The 22,166-nt window shown below is 28.1% G+C and carries 25 protein-coding genes and 1 pseudogene; 20 read left to right on the top strand and 6 right to left on the bottom strand.

Features of this window, described 5'->3' with window-relative positions; translation table 11 throughout:
• Positions 1-9 precede the first annotated feature (9 nt).
• The 14 genes and pseudogenes from KIB46_RS04015 to KIB46_RS03950 form a co-directional block, all read left to right on the top strand.
• Positions 10-480: pseudogene (locus KIB46_RS04015) on the top strand (molybdenum cofactor guanylyltransferase); the annotation flags it as partial.
• Between the two features lie 117 nt (positions 481-597).
• Positions 598-1,077, top strand: coding sequence for a molybdopterin-guanine dinucleotide biosynthesis protein B (gene mobB / locus KIB46_RS04010; RefSeq protein WP_291670963.1), 480 nt, complete (start codon positions 598-600; stop codon positions 1,075-1,077).
• A 13-nt stretch (positions 1,078-1,090) separates the two neighbouring features.
• Positions 1,091-1,582, top strand: a complete 492-nt coding sequence (locus KIB46_RS04005) for a MogA/MoaB family molybdenum cofactor biosynthesis protein (RefSeq protein WP_049179671.1) — start codon at positions 1,091-1,093, stop codon at positions 1,580-1,582.
• 22 nt (positions 1,583-1,604) lie between these two features.
• Positions 1,605-2,357 (top strand): molybdate ABC transporter substrate-binding protein, encoded by a 753-nt coding sequence (modA, locus tag KIB46_RS04000; RefSeq protein ID WP_291670926.1) that lies wholly within the window; start codon positions 1,605-1,607, stop codon positions 2,355-2,357.
• Between the two features lie 5 nt (positions 2,358-2,362).
• On the top strand, positions 2,363-3,019 hold the full coding sequence (gene modB, locus KIB46_RS03995; protein WP_291670925.1) for a molybdate ABC transporter permease subunit: 657 nt from the start codon (positions 2,363-2,365) through the stop codon (positions 3,017-3,019).
• Positions 3,020-3,032: 13 nt separating this feature from the next.
• Positions 3,033-4,046, top strand: coding sequence for a molybdopterin-binding protein (locus KIB46_RS03990; protein WP_156560422.1), 1,014 nt, complete (start codon positions 3,033-3,035; stop codon positions 4,044-4,046).
• Positions 4,047-4,058: 12 nt separating this feature from the next.
• Positions 4,059-4,532 (top strand): cyclic pyranopterin monophosphate synthase MoaC, encoded by a 474-nt coding sequence (gene moaC / locus KIB46_RS03985; RefSeq protein WP_291670924.1) that lies wholly within the window; start codon positions 4,059-4,061, stop codon positions 4,530-4,532.
• Between the two features lie 18 nt (positions 4,533-4,550).
• Positions 4,551-5,513 (top strand): GTP 3',8-cyclase MoaA, encoded by a 963-nt coding sequence (moaA, locus tag KIB46_RS03980; protein WP_156560418.1) that lies wholly within the window; start codon positions 4,551-4,553, stop codon positions 5,511-5,513.
• Positions 5,514-5,517: 4 nt separating this feature from the next.
• Positions 5,518-5,952 carry an MOSC domain-containing protein gene (locus KIB46_RS03975; protein WP_156560416.1) on the top strand — a complete coding sequence of 145 codons (435 nt, stop codon included), beginning with the start codon at positions 5,518-5,520 and terminating at the stop codon, positions 5,950-5,952.
• 498 nt (positions 5,953-6,450) lie between these two features.
• The gene (locus KIB46_RS03970; RefSeq protein WP_291670923.1) at positions 6,451-8,523 is read left to right on the top strand and encodes a molybdopterin oxidoreductase family protein; all 2,073 of its coding nucleotides are present in this window, start codon (positions 6,451-6,453) and stop codon (positions 8,521-8,523) included.
• Between the two features lie 14 nt (positions 8,524-8,537).
• On the top strand, positions 8,538-8,954 hold the full coding sequence (locus tag KIB46_RS03965; RefSeq protein ID WP_291670922.1) for a 4Fe-4S dicluster domain-containing protein: 417 nt from the start codon (positions 8,538-8,540) through the stop codon (positions 8,952-8,954).
• Between the two features lie 4 nt (positions 8,955-8,958).
• Positions 8,959-10,191, top strand: a complete 1,233-nt coding sequence (locus tag KIB46_RS03960) for an FAD-dependent oxidoreductase (protein WP_291670921.1) — start codon at positions 8,959-8,961, stop codon at positions 10,189-10,191.
• Between the two features lie 12 nt (positions 10,192-10,203).
• Entirely contained in the window at positions 10,204-11,151 is a 948-nt protein-coding gene (locus KIB46_RS03955; RefSeq protein WP_291670920.1) for a TDT family transporter, read from the top strand.
• A 97-nt stretch (positions 11,152-11,248) separates the two neighbouring features.
• Complete coding sequence (locus KIB46_RS03950) at positions 11,249-11,572, top strand: DUF6572 domain-containing protein (RefSeq protein ID WP_156562845.1); 324 nt, start codon at positions 11,249-11,251, stop codon at positions 11,570-11,572.
• Positions 11,573-12,285: 713 nt separating this feature from the next.
• On the opposite strand, the gene KIB46_RS03945 is transcribed toward KIB46_RS03950, so the two are convergent.
• Both KIB46_RS03945 and KIB46_RS03940 read right to left on the bottom strand, forming a co-directional pair.
• On the bottom strand, positions 12,286-13,398 hold the full coding sequence (locus tag KIB46_RS03945; protein WP_291670919.1) for a hypothetical protein: 1,113 nt from the start codon (positions 13,396-13,398) through the stop codon (positions 12,286-12,288).
• Positions 13,399-13,408: 10 nt separating this feature from the next.
• Complete coding sequence (locus KIB46_RS03940; RefSeq protein WP_156562841.1) at positions 13,409-14,965, bottom strand: MBOAT family O-acyltransferase; 1,557 nt, start codon at positions 14,963-14,965, stop codon at positions 13,409-13,411.
• A 195-nt stretch (positions 14,966-15,160) separates the two neighbouring features.
• Between KIB46_RS03940 and KIB46_RS03935 the strand changes: the two genes are divergently transcribed.
• Both KIB46_RS03935 and KIB46_RS03930 read left to right on the top strand, forming a co-directional pair.
• Positions 15,161-15,517, top strand: coding sequence for a nucleotidyltransferase domain-containing protein (locus KIB46_RS03935; protein ID WP_156562839.1), 357 nt, complete (start codon positions 15,161-15,163; stop codon positions 15,515-15,517).
• A gap of 2 nt (positions 15,518-15,519) precedes the next feature.
• A complete protein-coding gene (locus KIB46_RS03930; protein WP_156562836.1) occupies positions 15,520-15,915 on the top strand; it encodes a HEPN domain-containing protein in 396 nt (131 codons plus the stop codon).
• Between the two features lie 155 nt (positions 15,916-16,070).
• On the opposite strand, the gene KIB46_RS03925 is transcribed toward KIB46_RS03930, so the two are convergent.
• The 3 genes from KIB46_RS03925 to KIB46_RS03915 form a co-directional block, all read right to left on the bottom strand.
• Positions 16,071-16,850, bottom strand: coding sequence for a histidinol-phosphatase (locus tag KIB46_RS03925; RefSeq protein WP_291670918.1), 780 nt, complete (start codon positions 16,848-16,850; stop codon positions 16,071-16,073).
• Positions 16,851-17,026: 176 nt separating this feature from the next.
• Complete coding sequence (locus tag KIB46_RS03920) at positions 17,027-17,524, bottom strand: hypothetical protein (RefSeq protein WP_291670917.1); 498 nt, start codon at positions 17,522-17,524, stop codon at positions 17,027-17,029.
• 87 nt (positions 17,525-17,611) lie between these two features.
• Positions 17,612-18,097, bottom strand: coding sequence for a hypothetical protein (locus tag KIB46_RS03915; protein WP_291670916.1), 486 nt, complete (start codon positions 18,095-18,097; stop codon positions 17,612-17,614).
• Between the two features lie 265 nt (positions 18,098-18,362).
• On the opposite strand from KIB46_RS03915, the gene KIB46_RS03910 reads away from it, so the two are divergent.
• Together KIB46_RS03910 and KIB46_RS03905 are read left to right on the top strand one after the other, a co-directional pair.
• Positions 18,363-18,902 (top strand): hypothetical protein, encoded by a 540-nt coding sequence (locus tag KIB46_RS03910; protein ID WP_156562828.1) that lies wholly within the window; start codon positions 18,363-18,365, stop codon positions 18,900-18,902.
• A 96-nt stretch (positions 18,903-18,998) separates the two neighbouring features.
• Positions 18,999-19,502: a hypothetical protein gene (locus KIB46_RS03905; RefSeq protein WP_291670915.1), complete on the top strand. Its 504-nt coding sequence runs from the start codon at positions 18,999-19,001 to the stop codon at positions 19,500-19,502.
• A gap of 300 nt (positions 19,503-19,802) precedes the next feature.
• On the opposite strand, the gene KIB46_RS03900 is transcribed toward KIB46_RS03905, so the two are convergent.
• Positions 19,803-20,324, bottom strand: a complete 522-nt coding sequence (locus KIB46_RS03900; protein ID WP_291670914.1) for a hypothetical protein — start codon at positions 20,322-20,324, stop codon at positions 19,803-19,805.
• Positions 20,325-20,524: 200 nt separating this feature from the next.
• Between KIB46_RS03900 and KIB46_RS03895 the strand changes: the two genes are divergently transcribed.
• A complete protein-coding gene (locus KIB46_RS03895; protein WP_291670913.1) occupies positions 20,525-21,220 on the top strand; it encodes a response regulator transcription factor in 696 nt (231 codons plus the stop codon).
• Positions 21,220-22,155, top strand: a complete 936-nt coding sequence (locus KIB46_RS03890) for a HAMP domain-containing sensor histidine kinase (protein ID WP_291670912.1) — start codon at positions 21,220-21,222, stop codon at positions 22,153-22,155. Before KIB46_RS03895 ends, KIB46_RS03890 begins: the two co-directional genes overlap by 1 nt.
• Positions 22,156-22,166 lie beyond the last annotated feature (11 nt).

The following is a 22,166-nucleotide window of genomic DNA, read 5'->3' as shown; positions in this document are numbered from 1 at the left end:
GAAAAAGAGATGAAAGTAAAAACAAGTGCTGTGATTTTAAGTGGTGGTAAAAATTCTAGAATGAATTATAATACAAAGGCATTTTTATCATTGGATAACGAAAGGTTTATAGAAAGGATAATTAAAAGATTAAATTTAATAGATGATATTATTATCTCTTGTAATAATCTATCCTTGTACCAAGAGTTTTTAGATACATGCAGGTTAGTAGAGGATGAAGTTAAGGATATTGGACCAATTGGTGGAATATATTCTACTTTAAAATCTATAAAAAATGATAAAGCATTAATTATTGCTGCAGATATGCCATTTATAAGTGAGTATGTAATCAATTCTTTAATAAATATTGATTTCAAAGGAGATGCACTTATACCTGTAGTAGATGGAAAAGAGCAGCCTTTATGTGGAGTGTATAGAAAGTCAGCTTTAGATAAGATAAAAGAGAACATAGACAATAAAAACTATAAGCTAAAGAGCTTAATAAAAAGCTTAGATGTAACCTACATTTTAATGAATGATGAGCGTGCAATGACAAATGTAAATACTCCTGAGGAATATAGGAAGATACTAAAGGAGAGTAAAAAGGGAAGTACAATAATTAATATAGTAGCAAGCTGTTCAAATGTAGGAAAAACAACCTTAATTGAAGGTCTTATAAAGGAACTAAGGAAAAGAGGATACTCCCTTTCAACAATTAAACATGATGTTCATGGATTTGATATGGACAAAGAGGGAAAAGATACTTGGAGACATAGAAAAGCTGGAGCAGAACAAGTATGTATTTCTTCAAAAAATAGATTTGCCATGATAAAAGAAGTGGAAGAAGAATTAGCACTAGATAGTATTATTAATGATATAAGTGGAACTGATTTTATAATTATAGAAGGTTATAAAAAGAGTAACTTTAGAAAAATTGAAGTGGCAAGAGAAGAAAAAGGAAGAAATATAATTACTCCAAGGGATAAACTTATAGCTGTAGCAAGTGATTTTGATCCATTAATTGATGGAGTAGAGTGGGTTGATATAAATGATTACAAGAAATTGGCAGACATAGTTGAAAAAGAAAGATACTTATAAAGGAAGTGTGTTTATGTATACAGTAGCAATAGTAACAAGTAGTGATAAAGGCTCAAAAGGTGAAAGAGAGGATAAAAGTGGAGCAGTAATTAGAGAAATAGTTGAAAAATCAGGGTTTCAAGTTAAAAGATACGTTGTTTTACCAGATGAAAAAGAACTTTTAAAGGAAGAGTTTAGGTATTTAGCTGATGAATTAGGAGTTAATTTAGTATTAAGTACAGGGGGAACAGGGTTTTCTCCAAGAGATATAACTCCAGAGGCTACTAAAGAAATAGTTGAAAGAGAAACACCAGGGATTTCAGAAGCTATAAGAATGTTTAGTTTAAACATAACTAAAAGAGCAATGCTTTCAAGAGCTGCATCTGGTATAAGAAAGAAAACTCTTATAGTAAATTTACCAGGAAGTCCAAAGGCATGCAAAGAAGCATTAGATTTTGTTCTTGAAGATATAAAACATGGAATTGACATTTTAAATGAAACAGCTAAGGAATGTGCTAGAAAATAGTAAGTTAAAGGATTGATAAGGAATGAAAAAAGTTTTAAGTATATTTCTTTCATTAGGGCTGATTTTCACATTTTTAGGATGTGGAAGTGACAATAAAGAAGCTAAGGAAATCACAATTAGTGCAGCAGCTTCCTTAGAGGATCCAATGAATGAGATAATAAAAAAGTATGAAGCTGAAAATTCTAACATAAAGATAAATGTAAATTATGGAAGTTCAAGAAGCTTAAGAAAACAAATCCAAGAGGGTGGAAAGGTAGATTTATTTTTATCTGCTAGTAAAGATGAAACAGATGAGCTTATATCCAGTGGAGGGGTTAAGGAAGAGGAAGTTAAAGAATTCTTAACTAATGGTTTAATGCTTGTAAAGAGCAGTGGAAGTAAGGAAGATATAAATTCAATAAAAGATTTACCATCTATAACTGGAAAAATTGCATTAGGTGCAGAAGGAGTACCTATAGGAGATTATTCAAGGGAAGCCCTAAAAAATAGTGGTGTATGGGATAAGATTCAAAGTAATATTGTCTTTTGTAAAGATGCAAAACTAGTATTAAACTATGTGAAAAGTGGAGATGTTGATTATGCTATAGTTTATGCTAATGAAATAAATAACTTAGGTGATGCAAAGCTAGTAGAAAAAATAGATGGAAGTCTTCACGATCCAACTATATATACATTTGCTAACATTAATGTAGAGAATAAGGATGTACAAAGCTTTAAAGATTTTATAAACGAAAATATAGATATATTTGAAAAATATAATTTTGAGAGGAAATAAACTTTATGTATGAAGGACCAATAATAATTTCACTAAAAACTTCAATAGTTTCAACTATAATAGTAAGCATTTTAGGAATATTGTTAGCTAATTTGCTATTAAAAATAGAAGGGAAACTAAAGAATTTTTTTGAAAGTGCAATTATGCTTCCTTTATTTATGCCTCCATCATTAATAGGATATATTTTATTGATGATAATAGGAAAGAGAAGTTTTATTGGATCCTTTTTATATGAGTATTTTGATTTTACATTTATATTTACATGGTATGGAGCAGTAATAGCAGCAGTTATTACCTCCCTGCCAATAATGTATGGAAGTGCAAAAGGTGCTTTGTTATCCATAGATGATACTTATAAAGAGGTGGCAGCTGATTTAGGAGCAACTAAATTTCAAACATTTTATAAGGTAACACTGCCATTAGCTTCTAAAGGAATTTTAAGTGGAATGGTTTTAAGCTATGCAAGGTGTTTTGGTGAATTTGGTGCAACAATGATGATAGCTGGTAATATACCAGGGAAAACACAAAATATACCTATGGCAATTTATTATGCTGTAGAAAGAGGGGATTCCTCAAAGGCAAATTTTTTTGCGGTGGTAGTGATAATTATAAGCACAACATTAATATTTATATACAACAGGTTACTAAAAGAAAATAAGTAGGTGAGTTTTTGATATGAAGAAAATAAAAACTGTTGATGCAGTAGGTAGAGTACTTTTACATGATATTACTAAAATTGTTCCAGGTGAATTTAAAGGAAGAGCTTTTAAAAAAGGTCATGTAATAAAGGAAGAGGATATAGCTGTTTTACTTTCTCTAGGGAAGGATAATATATATGTTTGGGAAGAGACAGAAGGATTAGTTCATGAAAATGATGCAGCTATAATTCTTAAATGTATCTCCTGTGGAGATGGATTAGAATTTGGTGAAATAAAAGAAGGGAAAATAGATTTCTTTGCTTCTTATGATGGGATATTAAAAATTGATAAAGATGCTCTTTTAGAGCTTAATATGATAGATGATATTATGATGGCAACAATACATAATAATACACCAGTTAAAAAAGGTGAAAAGCTTGGTGGAACAAGAGTTATTCCATTAATGGTTGAAGAAGAAAAACTTAATGAAGCTAAAAAAGTAATTAAAAAGCCATTTATAAGTGTTGAAAAATTTAAAAAGAAAAAAGTTGGTATAGTTACTACAGGAAATGAAGTGTTCTATGGCAGAATTAAGGATGCCTTTGGACCAGTTATTAAGAATAAGTTTGAGTATTATGGATCAGAGGTACTAGGGCAAGTAATACTTCCTGATGATAAAGAAAAAATTACAGAAGCAATAAAAATGTGGATTGATAAAGGTGCTGATATAGTGGTGTGCAGTGGAGGTATGTCTGTTGATCCAGATGATGTTACGCCATCAGCTATAAAGGATTGTGGAGGAGAAGTAGTAACTTATGGTTCTCCAGTATTACCAGGGGCAATGTTTTTACTTGCTTACCTTGGAGATACTCCTATAATGGGGCTTCCAGGATGTGTAATGTATTCAAAAAGAACAGTATTTGATTTAGTTTTACCTAGAATTTTAATAGATGAAAAATTAACAAAAAGAGATATTGCTTTATATGGTGAAGGTGGATTATGTTTAGACTGCAAAGTTTGTACATTCCCACATTGTTCATTTGGTAAGTAGGGGGGGAAACATATGTCAGGTTTAAATCATTTTGATGAAAAAGGAAATGCAGTAATGGTGGATGTTTCAGAAAAGAGTGAAACTAAGAGGGTTGCTGTAGCTAAAGGAAGCATAAAGGTTAGTAAAGAAATAATGAATCTTATAAAAACAGGAAATATAAAAAAAGGTGATGTTCTTGGTGTTTCAAGAGTTGCTGGTATTATGGCAAGTAAGCAAACTAGTAATTTAATACCTATGTGTCATCCTTTAATGATAAATGGAGCTAATATAGACTTTGAATTAGATGAAGAAAACAGCAGAGTTATAATATATGGCAGTGTTAAGACAACTGGGAAAACAGGAGTTGAAATGGAAGCACTTACAGCAGTTTCAGTTGCTGCATTAACTATATATGATATGTGTAAAGCGGTAGATAAGAGAATGGTTATTGAAAATATACATCTTGTATCAAAGACAGGTGGTAAAAGCGGAGAGTTCCATTTTTAAATAAGAGGTGAATTTTACTTGAAAGATAAGTTTAATAGAGAGATAGATTATTTAAGAATTTCTCTAACAGAGGCATGTAACTTAAGATGTATATATTGTATGCCTGAGGGAGATGTTTGCTTTAAAAATGATAATGGATTAACAGATGATGAAATAAAGTACTTAATTGATATATTTGGAGATATTGGATTAAAGAAAATTAGATTTACAGGTGGAGAACCTCTTCTTCGAAAAAATATAGTAGAGTTAGTTTCAAAGGCAAAAGAGAAGGAAATAGGAAAAATTGCATTAACAACTAATGGAGTTCTATTGCCTAAGTACCTTGATGAATTAATTAATGCTGGATTAAATGAAATAAATATAAGTTTAGACTCTTTAAAGGAAGATGTATTTAAGAAAATTACTAGAGGTGGCAACTTAATTAGTGTAGTAGAATCCATAAAAAAGGCTGTAAATAAAGGAATTAAGGTAAAGATAAATGCAGTAATTGTTAAAGGAATAAATGATAATGAATTTTTAGACTTATGTAAGTTAAGTATCCACCATAAGCTAGATATAAGATTTATAGAATTAATGCCTATAGGGGAAGGGACTAAATACACTGGAGTAAATGGTAAAGATTTAGAGAAAATATTAAAGGAAAATTTCAATATAAAAGAGGCAAAAAGTGATAAGGATAATGGACCAGCTTTTTATTATAGAATTGAGGGGGCTGAAGGAAGAGTTGGATTTATATCTGCTTTATCAAATCATTTTTGTGAAAGCTGCAATAGAGTAAGAATTACCCCAGATGGTGTACTTAAGCAATGCTTACATTTTAAGAGTGGCTTAGACCTTAAAAATATTTTAAGAGAAGATACTGCAAGGGAAGAGATTAAAGAAAGAATAAAAGAAACAATATATAATAAGCCCCAAGGGCATAGATTTATAGAAGATAGAAAAACAGAAGATGATAGATTCATGTTTCAAATAGGAGGATAATAAAATGGCTAATATAGTTGCAATATGTATAAGTGAGAAAAAAGGTGTAGGTAAGAATCAAATAGAAGAGGTTAATTTAATTGAAGAATTTGGTTTGGAAAATGATGCTCACGGTGGAAAATGGCACAGACAAGTTTCTTTATTAGAGAAGGAAAAGATAGAAGATTTTATAGCTAGAGGTGGCAAGGTTAAGTATGGAGATTTTGGTGAAAACTTTGTTACTGAAGGATTAGATTTAGAAAAAATCCAAGTTGGTGATAAGATTACCATAGGAGATTCACTTTTAGAAATAACTCAAAAGGGTAAACAATGTCATGTTAAATGCAATATATTTAAGATGGTAGGAGATTGTATAATGCCAAAGAATGGTGTATTTGCAAGAGTTCTTAAGGGTGGTCATGTGAAAATTGGAGAAGAGATAAAACTAATAAATGAATAGAAATATAGTTGAGGGAAACTTTACCAGTATATAAGCTTTTTCACTAGTTATTATGATATACTTCATATAAGGGGATTATATTATAAAAGGTGGGGAAGTGTGAGATATTTGTTTAATGATATAAGAAAATTTGATGATTTAAGATATTAGTTGAAGGTACTATGGAGGGGATAAATAAGAATTATAGATTAAAAGAAGAATTTTCTTTTATGCTTATGATTGAAATGCCATCAGCAGAAAATATTTATAGAATACTATTAAAGTAAAAAGAAGCTATTAAAGGTAGCTTCTTTTTTTATATAAAAAAATAAAAAACTTTCTTTTGACAAGACAAACTGTGATAAATATCACAGTAATATATAAAAAAATTAATTATATTAATAATAGATAGAAAAGAAGGCATTTTTATGCATACAATTGTTAAAAAATTATCGTAAATGAGAAGGTTTTAACAATTAAAATGAATTTTACCTAAGCAAAAGAGAAAAGAGGGAAAGTATGAAAAAGGTTCAATCTACTTGTAACTATTGTGCATTAGACTGTAATTTAGATTTTTATGTGGAAGATGAAAAGATAGTAAAAGTTATTCCAACAAAGGGATATCCAGTTAATAATGGATTCTCATGTATTAAAGGACTTTCGTTAGATAAACAACAAACAGTTGTTAAAACATCTAGTTTACCAAAGATAAAGCAGGATGATGGAACATTTAAGAGTGTTTCATGGGAGGAAGGATATAAATATGTAGCTGATAAGTTCTTATCAATTCAAGAAAAATATGGGCAAGAATCAGTTGCAGGTATTAGTACAGGGCAATTAACCCTTGAAGAGTTTGCAATATATGGACATGTAATGAGAAACTTTTTAAAGGCAAATGTTGATGGTAATACAAGACTTTGTATGGCAACTTCAGTTGTAGCTCATAAACAAAGCTTTGGATTTGATGCTCCTCCATATACATTAAAGGATGTAGAATTATCTGATACAGTTATATTAATTGGATCAAATCCAGTGGTAGCTCATCCTATTTTATGGGATAGAATAAGATCTAATAAGAATAAGAAGTTAATAGTAATAGATCCAAGAAAATCAGAAACTGCAAAGCATGCAGACTATTGGTATGGAATAAAAGGTAAGTCAGACTTAATTTTATTATATACATTAGCTAATATTCTAATAGAAAAAGACTACCTAAATCATGAATATATAGAAAAGTACACTGAAGGATTTGAAGAATTTAAGGAATTTGTTAAAAAGTATACTATAGAAAAGGCTGTAGAAGCTACTGGAATAGAATCTGAAAGAATTTTAGAATTAGTAGAACTTATTAATAAAGGTGAAAGAGTATCTATTTGGTGGACAATGGGAGTTAACCAAGGATATGAAGCTGTAAGAACTGCACAAGCTATAATAAATATTGCATTAATGACAGGAAATATAGGTAGACCAGGAACTGGAGCTAACTCATTAACTGGACAATGTAATGCTATGGGCTCCCGTGCATACAGCAATACAGCAGGATTATTTGGTGGTGGAGACTTTGATAATCCAGTAAGACGTAAGAGAATAGCAGAAGTTTTATGTGTTGAAGATGAAGTTTTAGCAACAAAACCAACTAAGCCTTATAACGTAATAGTTGAAGAAATAAATTCAGGAAAAATAAAGGCACTATGGGTAATTTGTACAAATCCACGTCATTCTTGGAGTAACAATAAGACCTTCCAAGAAGCTATAGATAAGTTAGAGGTATTTGTAGTACAAGATATTTATGATGATACAGATAGTGCAAAGGAATGTGATGTATATCTTCCAGTAGTTCCTGGAATTAAGAAGGAAGGAAGCTATATAAATACAGAAAGAAGAATTTCTGCAATGAGACCAGCTCTTACTAAGGGAGAGGATGAAAGAACAGATTTTGAAGTTATATATGGAATAGGTAAAGCCCTTGGTATGGGAACTTTACTAGATAAGTGGAAGACACCAAGAGATGTATTTAACTTAATGAAGGAATGTTCTAGAAATATGCCTTGTGATATGACTGGAGTGGATTATGATGGATTAGTTGATTCAAAAGGAATTCAATGGCCATTTAAAGAGGGAGAAGTATTAAAGGAAGATGAAAGACGTTTATATGAAGATAACCTATTCTACACTCCATCAAAGAAAGCAAAGTTTATGTTTGAAGATGTTCGTGAGAATCCACTACAAACTACAGAGGAATATCCTTATGTTCTAAACACAGGAAGAGGAACAGTAGGACAATGGCATACTCAAACTAGAACAAGAGAAGTAAGATTTATAGAGGATGTATCTTCAGAAAAAGCTTATATTTATATAAATATGGAGCTGGCAGAGGAAATGGGAATTAAAGAAAATGATATGATTAAGGTTTCATCTATTAATGGACAATCTTCTGAATTTATGGCTAAGCCTACAGAAGACGTAGGATATGGTGAATTATATGCTCCAATGCATTATATAGAGTGTAATAATTTAACTCCATCTCTTTATGATCCATATTCAAAAGAACCTTCATATAAGACTACACCAGTAAACATTTCTAGACTTTAGGAGGAATAAGACAAATGAAGAGAATAATAATAGATAGAAGTAAGTGTATAGGATGTTTAACATGTGTTACTGCTTGTGTTGTAAGTCATGAAAGTCCAGATTCAAGAAATAGAGTAACTATTGATAGTGAAACAAAGGCAGCTCCAATATTCTGTCGTCACTGTGACAAACCTGAATGTGTCTATACTTGTATGACTGGTGCAATGTTTAAAAATAAAAAAAGTGGATTTGTAGAATATGATAAAGAGCGTTGTGCAAGCTGTTATATGTGCATTATGGCATGTCCTTATGGAGTTTTAAAGAGTGACAGATTAAAGCATAAAGAAATTATGAAATGTGATATGTGTACAAGTTGTAGTGAAAAAGATGGAAGTAAGCCAATGTGCGTAGAAAAATGTCCAATGGGTGCTATTACATTAGGGGAGGTATAATCTTATGAAATATGTTGTATTAGGTGCTTCAGCAGCAGGAATTAATGGGGTAAGACAACTTAGAGCTTTAGACAGCAATGCTCAAATCACTTTAATATCTAAGGATGATAAGATTTATTCAAGATGTATACTTCATCACTATATGGAAGGCATTAGAGATGTTAAAAAGTTAGAGTTTGTTGAAGATAATTTCATAGAAGAAAATAAAATAGAGTGGATTAAGGGAATTGGAGCAGCTTCTTTAAATGCTAGAGAAAAAGAGGTTGTATTAGAAGATGGGAGAAAGGTTTCTTTTGATAAGTTACTTATAGCAACTGGTGCTAACACATTCTTCCCTCCAATACCACATTTAAGAGAGGCTAAAAATGCTATTGGTTTCCGTAATTTTGATGATTGTGAAAAGATTATGGAAATGTCAAAGGTATGTAATAACATAGTTGTAATGGGAGCAGGTCTTGTTGGAATAGATGTTATTTCAGGGTTAATACATACTGGGAAAAATATTTCTTTAGTAGAAATGAAAGGTCATATGCTATCTATACAGCTTGATAAAAAAGCAGCATCAGCCTATGAAGAAGGATTTAAAAAGCATGGTGTAAAGCAATATTATGAAAAAGGAATTAAAGAATTAATAGTTAACGAAAATGGAGAAATAATAGAAATAATATTAACTAGTGGAGAGACTATTCCTTGTGATTTGTTAATAGTTGCTGCAGGTGTTCGTTCAAATGTAGCTTTTTTAGAGGGAAGTGGAGTAGAAGTAGATAGATTTGGATTAGTTATAGATGAGCTTGGGAAAACAAATGTGGAAGATATTTATGGTGCAGGAGATGTAACAGGAAGAAATCCAATTTGGCCAACTGCAGCAAAGGAAGGGATAATTGCAGCAAGTAATATGACAGGTGTAAAGGCTGAAATGACTGACTTTTTTGCAAGTAAATCAACTATGAACTTTTTAGGAATTCCAACTATGTCATTAGGAATAAATGAACCTGAAGATGATAGCTATACAGTTTTAATTGAAAATGATGATGATGGGAACTATAAAAAGATAATCCATAAGGACGGAAAGATATATGGAGCAATTATTCAAGGTGATTTATCATATTCAGGAATACTTACTCAATTAATTAAGAATAATATAGATGTATCAAAGATTAAAAAATCATTATTTAAGATAGATTATTCTGATTTCTTTAATATGAAAGATAACTTTGAATTTACATATGATAATTAAGGAGAGAAACAAATGAAAAACCATAGTTTTATAGATAAGTTTAAGAACATACCAGTACCATTACTTCCAACAATGGTTGGTGCAGCAACACTATCAAATGTATATTTAACACTAGGGTATACATGGATTAGACATATAACAATGATTTTATCAGCAATAATTTTAATAGCTTATATAATAAAGATTGTAACTAATTTTAATGTATTTAAAGATGAATATTCAAATACGGTTCCAGCAAGTTTATATGCAGGATTTACAATGATTACTATGATCTTAGGAAGTTATGTATTTGACTTTAACCCTACAATTGGTAAAGCAATGTGGTTTATTGGGTTAATATTACATGCAATTCATATAGTTATATTTACATATAGAAACGTAATTAGGGGAGTAAATATAGATACTTTTCTTCCAAGTTGGTTTGTTACTTATAATGGAATAATGGTTTCAACTGTAGTTGGTGGTGTTATGAATGAACCAACAATAGGAAAGATAGTTGTTTATTATGGTATAGCAGTTTTAATTATTATAATGCCTTTTATGTTATATAGGTTAGCAACAACTGATATTAAAGATGCAGTACATCATACTCAAGCAATACTATTGGCACCATCAAGTCTTTGTTTAGTAAGTTATTTGAACTTTATTAAGGAACCTAATAAGTTTGTAGTATATGCATTGTATGCTTTAGTTTTCTGTACATTATTATTTATAATTGTAAAGTTACCAAGGTTTTTCTCCTTTGACTTCCATCCAGGATTTGCTGGAATGACATTCCCTATGGCAATAGGTACTGTTGCTTCAATAAAGATGTCAGCATTCTTAAAAGGTCAAGGATATGATGTTTTAAGTAATATGATTAAAGAAATAAGTGGTATTCAAATATACTTAACAACTGCAACAGTTTCAATAGTTGTATTTGGAATTTTAAGAATAGTAATTAGAAAATTTAGAGATTAGTAAGGAATTGAAAAAAATTTCGTAATTCATTATCATACACATCTTAGGGCTCTTTAAATATATTATTAATATATTACTGGAATAAAGGAAGGGTAAGATGGCTGTAAGTGATAAAGATAAAATTGATAGTATAGGAACAGATAGTGGATTTGGAAATATTATTTTAACAATTGATGATGACTTGTCCTGGAGAAATGAGTATGATCATTTGAATATTCTTCAAGATAAGATAAATTCATACTTAGAATTTATTGATAATGGAGAATTGTATAAGAATTATCCAGATGCAGAAGGAAAGAGAATAGAAATATTAATTAATTTCAAAAATGGAATTACACCTAAATGCCAAGCATATTTAAATAGAGTTAGAAATAAACTAATAATTTTAGGTATAAATGTTGTTTATAATATTGAAGATTAAGAAATAAATGTTAAGAGGCTGTCTTAAGACAGCCTCTTAATATATAAATTCTGTATTTTCATCTAACAAAGGTTTTAAGATTTCAATAAGTTTTTCTCTTCCGTTACTATAAATAGTTTCTACATAGGTTGATTTTCCTTGAGTAATAAGTAAGGAAAACTTATTAGATCCTTTTGTAGGTTTAATTTCTATCTTAGATATATTACTAAATTTTATAGGATTATTACTTGAAATAATCCTATCCTTGAATATAAATATAGTGGTATCAGATAGCAAAAATAGGATGTATTGTGGTAAATACATAAAAGCAAATAAATAATAAAAAGTAAATGTGCTGAAATTCATTATTTTATCTATTAGAAGTAAGATTATTATTATTGAAAATACTAAAAAGAATACTGAGGTCCTTGAGGAGCATCTTATTTTACATATAAGTGATTCTTTATTAGTTTTAGCATAATAAATTGATGAGCTTTTATAAATATATAAGTAAGAATTAGAATTAGTAGTATAAAAAGTAAGGCAAAGATAAGTTTCATTAATAAACACCCCCACATAACTATAGTAAAATTATACCATATGCTTAGAGGTGATAGGTTAATGTTTTTCTTAAATAAACAATAAGAAGTTATTAGTAAATTTTATTTGGTTATCTATTCTAGAAGATTAAAAAGAGAAATCGCCATGCTGGGATTTCTCTTTCTTACCATCAGTTATTTTTTAGAGTATTCTCTTATTTCTTTTAAAGTAGCATTTTGCAATTGATTTGATAGATTTTCAATCTTTTGAAGATAGTTATCATCTGTAAGCAAATCAGTCTTTGTTGCCATTCTTTCAATAAGTTTGTCACATACTTCCTTTGAGTAGTGAGAACTATCTTTGTAATATTCAAGGTTAAAAGTTATTTCCTTTACATCTTGGAAATCGTATATCTCAACATTAGGGTATTCTCTAAGTGTTTCATACATATATTGCTTAAATCTTAATAATCTTAGATGTTGGTCACCACCAACTGTTCTGTTCCAATATAGGATTGAATTTGGTGGGTAGTATAACTTAAAGTTTACATCAGGATTATCCTTTATTATTGAAAGAAGGTTAGCTTCAAAGTTTTTTTGCATAAGGATATAGTTTTCATTGTCCTCAGGGAAGCTTAACATTCTCTTAAAATCATTCTCTAAAGTATTATCTCTTATGTCAGAATAAATTGGAACATCATAACCATCTAACACTCTGTCATAAGAATAGATTGTATTAGGATTATCTAAATAAAGATTATTTAGATCAAACCCTTCAGGAGTTAATTTATTATTAGTATATAATTGTACTGCATCCTTAAAAATAACAATATTTAAAAGGTATCTTAAGTCATTAAAAGGATTGTTATCATATAAGTATTCAGGGTAGGGGTCTCTATGAAAATCTATTTCGTTCTTATACATATAACCATCTACACAAACTATTGCATTTTTTACTTTTCCAGTAGAGATTGCTTTTTTTAACACATTTTTTATCTCATAAGGGGTTCCTCCAGAGATAGAAAGCTTAGCTGATTTTGTATTAAAAGCTTCATCCATTTTGTTAACAGTCATGTTTTCACTCATAGAGCTTCCAACTAAAATAGTTTCATAACCCAAGTTCTTTGCAAATCCAGCTGCTAGATATCTTTGAATATATAAAGATCTGGATTCCATAAATTCTTTTGATGGATTGTTAAAGTTATATATTTGATAAGGGTCTATAGAGTATATTGTAAATCCCATTGTAAATAAGCTTACTAACATTATACCTAAAAAACCTATACACCATTTTTTATGCTTATTCATTTTGCACCTCCTAAAAGCTCTTGTAAATAAAGTCACTAACTTTATCAAAGTTTAATGTTGAAATGAAAGTAAATAATGAAGCTAGTACTAAATTTACAAAAGTAGGATTAAAGTCCTCAGTTGAAATAATATTTTTAAAGTCTACACATATAAGTATAAAGCCTATAATTGCAATCTTTAGAGCAATAACAAAATCAGAACCAAAGTCTAGGTTTGCTAGAGCATCTTTTAAGAAATTAAAGTTTCCATTTATAAAGAAATCTGCTCCAAATAATATAATTAATATGGAAAGAGATATTTTTATTATCAATTTATTGTTAATCTTATTAAGTTTATTTATCTTACTTAAAGTAACTAGAAGAACTGCAATTATTAATATTGTAGTTATAACCTTAAAGTTATCCATAAATAAAGGCAATATTTCTGGGATAAATGAGAAGTCAAACATTGCTTTTAAAATTTTAAATGCAGACTTTAAATCAGTTGCTCTAAAAAATACCCAAGCAATATTTACAAAGTTAAATGTAATAAATATAGATAAATATTTATTTACATGTATTTTTTTATCTATAAATATTTGATTAATTATACGTGCAATTCCATGTAAGATACCCCATATAATAAATCCCAAGCCTGTACCATGCCATATTCCACTTATGAAGAAGATAATAAATAAGTTTAAGTATGTTCGTGCTTGTCCTTTTCTATTTCCTCCTAAAGGAATATAAAGATATCTAGTAAAGAAGGTACCTAAAGTCATATGCCAACGTTGCCAAAATTCCTTTATAGACCTGGATTTGTAAGGAGTATTAAAGTTCATTGGTAAATTTATATTGAACAGTGCAGCTATTCCTATTGCCATATCACTATATCCACTAAAGTCAAAATATATTTGAAGAGTATAGCTTAAGGCTGTAATCCACCCCTCAAGAAAATTTAAATTTGAACTTAGATCAAATCCATTAGTAACTATTAGTGCAATTGTATCTGCAATAATTACCTTTTTAAATAATCCAATAGAAAATAGGAATATTCCTTTAGAGATACTAGCATAATTTACTTCACTTTTACTGCTTTTATCTAGCTCTTCAGTTAATGAATTATAGTTAACTAAAGGACCTGAAATAACCTTAGGGAAAAATGTTATGTAAAATAGATAATTTAAAAATGAAAAATCATTAACATTTCCTTTGTAGCTATCATAAAGCAAGGATATTTGCTGGAATGTAATAAAGCTTATTCCTAGTGGGAATACAATATTTTTAAAGTTAAAGTATTTAAAGAAACATAAAAATAATATGTTTAAAGTAATTCCTAAAATTAAGAAGCTCTTGGTGAGGCTTGTATTATTTTTAGATAAAATTACTTTGGTAAATATATAATTTGTTATTATAGATAAGAAAAACATAAGAATAACCCTTGGGTTATTAGCTCCATAAAAGAAAAGGGAAGCTAGACATAACCAAAATACAAGAGATTTCTTATTATTTAACTTGCGTAAACCATAATATCCAATTAAGGATACTGGTAAAAAGAAAATTAAAAATTCATAAGAGTTAAAGCTCATAATTTATCCTCCATATATAAGATGTCATGAAATATTATAGCTTATTTTATCAATAATTTTCCAAAAAATAAGGAAAAATTAAGAAAATGTTTTAATATTTGTGATATACAGAGGGGAAATATCAATTATATGTATTATTGTAATAGATAAGGTTAAATAATATAATATAGCTATGAGTCATAAGTGGAGGATAATATGAGATTTGATGTGGATTATAATTTAGATATATGCTTAAAGAATGAAATAATAAAAATAAAAGAATGCATATTAGGAATCCTTAAGGTTACTGATATATATCTTTTTGGATCAATTTCAAAAGGAATGTATTCTAAGTATAGCGATATAGATATATTAGCTTTAATTGATGGAGATAAATCAATTAGAGAATTAAAAGAGTTAAGACATTTTTTAGAAGATAAGATAGAAGAGCTTGGAGTAGAAAGAGATGTGGATTTAAAGTTATATACAAAAAGGAGATTTTTAGAATTATCATCAAGCCCATCATTTGAACAAGCAATTACTAAGGATTTAATAGATATAAGGAGGTGGTAACATTGGTAAAGAGAGATATGTTTTATTTTGCAGATATAGATGAAAAATTTATTTATAATACAAAGAATATAGAGGGGTTAGAAGATGGAGTGTTAGTACACTGTCAACAATGTATAGAGAAAAACTTAAAAGGTATAATTACTAAAAAGTATGGAGTGGTAAATAGGGAACATAATCTTGTGAAATTATTAGAAACTTTATATTTGAGTGATTTCCCAAAGCTTAAAGAATATAAGGGACTTTGCAGAGAATTAAAGGATTTTTATTTTAGTCGTAGATATGCATCAGATGATTATGAAATATTAGATCATAATGAATATGAGGAATATTTAGAAAGATTTTTTGAGTTGCTCAATGAATTAAAAGAAATTAGAAAATCAATGGAGCTGTCGCAATAGAGAAACTTTGTTTTTCTATTGCGACACTTTCTTTTTGTTAAAGCAAAAATATAGCTTCTTAAGAACTTAAGAACTTAAGAACTTAAGAAGTTAAGAACTTAAGAAGTTATAGTAAAAATGCGGTGTTGAATGAATTTTGGTGAGATAAATTCTAATTAGAATATATCATAAACAATATTTAAATTTAATTTATTTGCAAATTCGTAGGCTTTATCCATATTTTCATCCCATAAGTCTTTAGGGTTATGACAGTCAGAATTTATAATTACTCTTAAATTACTTTTACTAACCTTTTTCCAGAAGTTTTCATGAGGATAGTGATATCTTTTCCCGTCACAGAATTCATTTATTCCACGTCTTACACCATTTCCATTAATCTCAAGAATCATGTTATATTTCTTTGCACCTTGGATTATAATATCACATGCCTTTTCACAATTATCATCCCAAGGAAAGTCATTTAAAAATATTAAGTCGGGATGGCAAAGAAATTTAAAGAATCCTGTGTCAAATGCTTCAACTATGCTATTAGCATAAGATATGTATTCATCAGTACTAGTTAATTCAAATGAGTTACAAAAATTCCCCTTATGAGTAAATACATGTTGTCCTAGAGCTAAGTAATCTAGATGTAATTCATTTAATAGGTATTTATAGTAATCATAAGAATTTGGATCATATTCAATTTCTAGACCACAATATAATTTGATTTTGTCTTTATATTTTTCCTTTAGTTTTTCTACCGTAGAAATATATTCAGGGAGTTCTTTATATTTCATTCTAAAATCTAGTCTATCATCAGGATATGGTCCATGGTCACTCATACCTAAGGCAGTAAGATTTTGATTTATAGCTTCAATTACATAATCTTCTTCATTTCCAACTGCATGTTTACATCTATATGTATGTGTGTGAAAGTTAACTTTGTTCTTCATAAAATCCTCCTTAGTAGTTTTGTGCTATTATAATTGTAATACAAAGGAGAGAGTAATAAAAGGGATAAGAAGGATGAGGAAAAATTTAAAGAGTCAGTGAAAGGAACACTGACTCAGAAATGTTTTGAGGAAGTTTGTGCAATGCTGGAATGAAAAAGGTGGAGTGGATATTTATGCTAATTTTTCTTAGTTGTCTGCTTCACTAAATCTATCCATCTATTTCTAAAAACAAGATTATCATGTTTTTTTGTATATTCATCTATTTGTAATTTAGAATTATTACAAAACTCATGTATTTCATTAAGTGTATTAATTTCTTCTTCTGATAAGTAGACATTTTGTTTATCATTTAAAATTGAATTAAACTTTGAGTGAAGAGTTGAAAGGTAGGATAAGGATATTTCATCATTTGCTCTATATGCTATTTCTGATAAGTCTCCATAGTTTTTTATAACATCATGAAATGCCATAAATATAGATTCTAAATTAGAACGTTCAATATTTTTATCAGAAGGAAAGTTTAAATCTATATATTCACATTGTGCACTGATAGTAGTTAAATTGTTACTTAAATAATAATTTAGAGATTTATTATAAAAAGTAAGAGTCTTTATAACAAATAAAAATATTATTATGAAAATTAGAGAACAGGTTATAAATATTTTTTTCTTCAAAATGTAAGCCCCCTTAATTAAAATATAATCTAATTCTTTGATCATCAATTTTATTTTCATTCAGTAGAGTATATATTAAAATCAACTCTACATATCTTGTGTTATCTTTTCTAATTGCTTATAAACATCACCATTGCTATCTATAAATAAATTTAAAAATTCTTTCTCACTCATTGAAAAAAACGAATCTGAATATATCCTAATAAGTTCTCTTATCCTAACTTGAAATTCTTTTAAATAATTAATATTATTTTGCTTTTCTGGAATCTGAAAAATAAGCATACTTAGCTCACGTAATTCTTTAGACTTAATGTTAATAGCAATTCTCTCTATATTAAAGGCTATCATATTTATCTCTATTGTAAGTACCTTCTTAATATCATTGTTAAATTGTCCACTCTCAATATATTTAATCTCAGTATCAAGTACGCAATTTAACAAATCCATTGAATTACTTAGTACTTCTTTATTAGTTTCTTGTAATAAATTATTAGCTTTATATGAATGTGAAATAAAAAATATATTACTAACTATTAATAAAAATACTAATATAACTCCTATCTTCTTTTTCATAAGAAAAACTCCTTTAACACCTAATTTTTACCATTATACCATTATTTTCTGAGTTCATTCAACAATAAGTATGTTCTATAAAAATAAATTCATTTGTTAGTAAGTTCATATTCCTAATACCAACATTACAATAATGATACTTTAACATAAAAGAATTATTTAAAATACAGCCCTTTATCCCAGCTATAGACAATAATATAATTTATATTTTTGGGGGAGTAGTGTATAATATTGGTAATAAATTATTATTATTAGGAGGGATATTATGGTTTATAAATACAGTTCAAGTGATACACTATATTTAAATGATATTGATAATTTTATAAATAATAATTTAACTATCAAGAAGATAGTAAATAAAAATAAAACTAATTTTATTTGCTATCTATTTATTCTTTTAGTAGTCTGCTATTTATTATTGTTCCTTTCTACAAAAATGTTATGGAAGGATTCATATATTAAGCCTTTTTTAACTTGGGCTATTTTAACTATAATTTCATTTTTTCTATTTCCAAAGCTATCGTTAGGTGGATTTAAAAAATCTATTATTTCTAATGGTGAACAAATGATTGAAAAAGTAGATACTTCATATTATTATTCAAATAATACAAAAAGTATAAAACTAACAAAAAATCCTGATATAACAATACTAGAAATTGTAAAGTTAAATGAAATCACTTTTATTTTAATATCACCAAAAAAATCTCCTAAGTTTGTAAAAGCTCTATATCCTATTCTGATTCCAAATAATCTTTTTAATTCTGAAGAACAATATAAAAACTTTATTGAAAACATTACTAATTAGATTAGGACCTCGTTAAAAGTATTTTTAACGTATAAAAAGCACCGATCTTTTTATTTTGATCTTCATATACTATACTTAGTTTATTAGGTGGTGACTATGATACATAAAATAAAAAAAACAAAAAATTATTATTTGTTAACTCCAGTAATACTCATTGTTTTATTAATATTAGGATCAATACAAATCATAAAATTTTTTTCAACCTCAGGTTTACCCAAGATAACTATATATGAAGAACTTATTTCACCAAATAATAACTATATAGCTATTCACTACAATATAGAAGATGGAATGGCTGTTAAATTCTATGATCAATTTTGTATTAGAGAAAATACTGGAACAAGCATAAAGAAAATAATAAAGCAGGATATTGATAGCTTTAATCCATATTTTGATAGGATATTTGTTACAGATAATAATCACACTAAAATAGATATGTATTGGGAGAATGATGATACACTAGTTATTAAATATGACTTTAAGAGTTCTAGGAATACTATTTTTCAAGAGACTTCATGGTCAACCAATGAACTAGATCCATATTCAAATGAAATTTCTAAAATTAAAATCAAATATATTGATACTGGGTTAAATAATTAATATAAATAAACCATAATATTTATTCTAATATAAGTATTATGGTTTTATTTTTTTATCTATTTATTTTTAAAATTCTTTTTGTATTTTCTTGCGAAATTCTACTTTTAGGAATTATTAATACCTTATTCTTCTTAAATTCAATATATATATATTCTTTTATTTCATATACATGAACTCTATCTTTTGATACTTCATAACTTCCTTCAGAAGTAAAGTATTTAATGTATTGTTCCGAAATAATAATTTTTCTTTCATCTTCACTCTGTAGCAGCTAATTAAAAAAATTCATCTTGATAGGTTTCAAGATGGATTTTTTCCAAAAGACTTAACTTTACCTGAATTTAATATAGATTTTATACTTTCTTCAGATAAATTCTCTTTAGGAATGATTATTTGATTATATTTATCACTAATTATAACTACATATAAATACTTCGGGATATTATATACATATATCCAATCTTTCCCCTTATAAAAAGTACACTCTTCCCAATCATTTGAATATTTTATTTCTTTATCTAATATTACTAACTTTTGCTTTCCCATTTTCAAATCTCTTCTTGCTTTTTGAACCAACAATTTATTAGATAATTTTTCTACTATATTTAATACAAAAAACTCTAGTATTAACAATAAAGCCATAGGCCATATTATATTTATAATCTTATTAAAAATACTTTGTTCATACAATATATTATCTATAATTAAGTACAAAAGAAAAAGCCCCTTTATTATATTAGCAAAAACTCTATATCTATTAACATCTAGTATTTTTCTTGCTTCTATACATTCTTCTTCAGTTATTTTGTAATTTATTTCCACAAAAACCACTTCCTCTCTATAACCTCTTTATCTAATTACCAAAAATTGAATAATTAACTTTGTATAAATTGTACCATCTTTTTATTTTAAATTTAACAAATTTTTGCGAAGTAAAAGAATTGAGTTTAGTATTCTTAATTTGACTTTAAATATGAAGTTGCTACATTTTTTGGTAAAATATATAAAGGAGGGTGAATTTTATGAAGAGAATTTTGTTAGTTGAAGATGAAAAAGAGATTTCTTTAATGGTAAAGAATTATTTAACTAAGGAGGGATATATAGTTGATACTGCTTTTAATGGTGAAGAGGGGCTATTTCAATTTAGGCAGAGGGATTATTCTTTAGTTATCTTAGATATAATGATGCCAAAGATGGATGGTATTGAGGTTATAAAAAGAATAAGAGAAAAGAGTAATGTGCCAGCAATTATTTTATCAGCTAAAGATAGTGAAATAGATAAGGCTTTAGGTCTAGGTTTTGGTGCTGATGATTATGTAGCCAAGCCTTTTTCTATGGTTGAGTTATCTGCAAGAGTTAAGGCTGCAATAAGAAGAGCTACTGAATATTCAAAGAAAGAAGTAAATCAGGAGAAAACAATTAAATTAGATGATTTAACAATAGATATAAATAATTATTCAGTAAAAAGAGGAGATGAGGATTTAAAGTTAACAAATAAGGAGTTTGAAATATTTAAGCTTTTATTAACTAATCCTAATATAGTTTTTACCAAGGAACAGATTTATAGACAAGTATGGGAAGATGACTTTATGGGAGATGACAATATAATAAATGTCCACATAAGAAGATTAAGAGAAAAGGTAGAGAGAGATCCATCAAAACCTAAATATATAAAAACTCTATGGGGAATAGGGTACAAGTATGAGAGGAAAGAGTAATGAACTTAGTTTTGTGGGTAGTAATAGTAATTCTCCTATCTATAATTATTTATGATAAATATAGGTTAAGAAGAATAACAAAGGATATTAAGTTTATTTCAGATGAGCTAAATAAATTTAATGAAGAAGAAATGTGTAAAACTTTATTGCTTCCTACTGATAAATTAGAACTTAGAAGGTTACTAGTTGGTATAAATGATTTAATCAACTTTAATAGAAGAGAAAAGACCTTAAGAATAAATAAGGAAACTACTATAAATAATATGCTTTCTAATGTATCTCATGATTTAAAGACTCCTTTAACAGTAATTATGGGGTATATAGAAATTTTAATTAAGGATTCTACTATTTCAGAAGATGAAAGAAATGAGATTTTAAATAAGATAAATACTCGTTCTAAGGATGTATTAGAATTAGTAAATAAATTTTTTACTCTTGCAAAACTTGAAAGTGGAGATAAGAAAATAGACCTTGAAAAAATTGATTTAAGAGAGATTTCCAGGGAAATTATATTATCTTATTATGATATTTTATCCAATGAAGAATTTCAGGTTAATATTAATATGCCAGAGGAGGCAACCTATGTTCTAGGAAATAAAGAAGGTATTGAGAGGGTAATTAATAATCTTATCAATAATGCATACAAGTATGGGGGAAGTGGTAAGTATTTAGGTTTCAACATAATTAAGGATGAAGAAAATACATTTATAGAAGTAATTGATAGAGGTAAAGGTATTTCAAAGGAAGAGCAGAAGAAAGTGTTTGAAAGAAGCTATATAGGAGAGTCATCAAGAAATAAAGAGGCTTCAGGAAGTGGACTAGGTCTTGCTATAAGTAAAAAGCTAGTTGAAAATATGGAAGGGGCTATAGAAGTGGAAAGTGAAGAGTGGAAGGAAACTGTATTTAGGGTTGCTCTTAAGAACTTCACTGTTTAACTTAAGAACTA

The sequence above is a fragment of the Clostridium sp. genome (assembly GCF_018372875.1).
GTDB lineage: Bacteria > Bacillota > Clostridia > Clostridiales > Clostridiaceae > Clostridium.
The sequence above is the reverse complement of the archived record's forward strand: the minus strand, read 5'-3'. Positions and strand labels throughout refer to the sequence as shown.